Here is a 1957-nt window from a genome sequence, read left to right as displayed (position 1 = left end):
GTTCGGAGAGCGATTTATGCAGGCGCGCGGATAACGTGCCGTTCAACCGCCTCGCCCACAAAAACGCGGACAGGTTCCCTTTTCGACACCGCTCCTTCAGATAACCCATCAAGCCTTGCTTGTCGGTGACAAACGCTCCGACTCGCCTGATCCTCGGGGGCAACTACAAAAGCTTGAATATCAAAGCACCTCCGCCAAGCACTTCGCGCAAATCGCAGTAAATAATCCTATCGCCCTCTCCATCGCAGCTTCATCGGCAAACCTGCATATTTCAACCGACTCCCAAACTCCCCCCATACGTTGAAGAATAGTCCGATCTTCTGTAGTTCCGTAGCCGGGATATTCCAGATCCTCATAAACCAATGTCATCGGAAACACCCGCCCTACGTCAGCCCCCCCCTCCCCCCGAATCACAAGGATAGCGTTATTGGTAACCAATTCAGCAGGTTGAGAGCCGTGCTTTTCACATATTGCGTAAGCCATATTACCTCACCTTCATTTTAAATCCGCGCTGGGCAAGATATCTTGATTGCCCCAACGGTCCCGTGGGAACGTTCTCGCCGCCAGCCCGCAAAACATTAGCGACGTGATCAACACAACTATTTGCCCTCTCGTCATATTGACCTAACTGCCGTCCGATTTGGGCCTGCTGATAAGCAATCGCTGCATTGGCGTTGGGAAGTGGTACTTCCGTAGTATGCAACACAGGATCATCCACCATTAACCTTTCACGCCTCTCGTTCACAACCGTCGTAGTCGTATCACCCGTGATTACTTGATGTGTATGAACCGATGCAGTCGGACTTTGCACTTCAACCGTATAGTGTCCAGTTCGACTACCAGTATCGTAGTGTCGGATCACTGCTTTACCAGCGCACGTGGTGAGTCCAAGGGGGTCGATCCATTGAATCGGATTCGGCGCATACCGGAACATGTTGATTCCGCCGGTCAAGCCGATGGGATCTTTCGATATGAACCGTCCAATGCCGGGATCGTAATACCGATGCCGGTTATAAGCGAGCCCGCTCTCCTCATCAACCTGCTGCCCTTGAAACCGCAGCGAATTCCTCGCCGCGATCCCCGCCGCCTTCGGCGCCCGTGCGATCACCTCGCACGCTTCGCCCCACGCCTTGTACGATACCTCCCACACGACATCGCCGTCTTCGTCCGTCAGCAACCGCGGCGTACCGATCTGGTCACAGTGGTAATAGAACAGCTTGGCATCCGCCCGACGCTCCGGCATCTTTTGCAGCGGATCTTCCTCCGGCACATAGCGGTCGGTACTCTTCCACTCCGGCGTCGCGATTCCCTCGACCGGCTCCGCCACGTACTGCGCCAGCGGCACGAACGTCCCCGGCTCGTAGATATAGTGCGTACCACGCTCGCCATCGCTCTCATACGCCAGCGTGTCACCATCCCACCCGAACACCGTCCGCTCGCCGTTCACCTCCTTGGCGATCCGTCGACCGAAAGCGTCATAGAAATACCGTGACTGACTCTGCCGCGACGTCTCCGCAACCCGAGCGGACAGCAAGCGATTGAACTCGTCCCACTCGTAATCCTGCTCACCCGACGGCGTACGCTTGCGCACCAGATTCCCGCGTGCGTCGTATTCGAAGTGCATCCCCGCATACGCCTTCAGCAGGTTGCCGAGCACCTTCGGCACCTCGACTGGCAACGTGCTTTCCGGCCGCACCGGGCTCGGACGCGACGCGGGCGTTTCCGTAGTTCGCACCGGATCGATGATGTTGCTCGCCGGATCGAACGCAAACCGCTCCTTCGCAACCGGACTGATCGCCTCGATCAACCGCCCGACCGGATCGTACCGATAGTCGGTGCCGCCCTTGCGGCTATCCTCGATCCGCGACAACTGTCCTGCCGCGTCATAGCGATACCGCCGCTCGGCAAGCGGCGCGGGCGACGTCGACCGCTGGATCGTCTGCTGCAGCACGCGTCC

At 57.7% G+C, this 1957-nt stretch carries 1 protein-coding gene; it reads right to left on the bottom strand.

Going from position 1 to position 1957, the window contains the following annotated elements; all coding sequences use genetic code 11:
* Positions 1-484 precede the first annotated feature (484 nt).
* On the bottom strand, positions 485-1957 hold a 1473-nt coding region (locus DIE21_RS36730), incomplete at its 5' end, for an RHS repeat-associated core domain-containing protein (protein ID WP_148092777.1).

Source organism: Burkholderia sp. Bp9140 (assembly GCF_003853425.1).
In the GTDB taxonomy this organism is placed as follows: domain Bacteria; phylum Pseudomonadota; class Gammaproteobacteria; order Burkholderiales; family Burkholderiaceae; genus Burkholderia.
The sequence above is the reverse complement of the archived record's forward strand: the minus strand, read 5'-3'. Positions and strand labels throughout refer to the sequence as shown.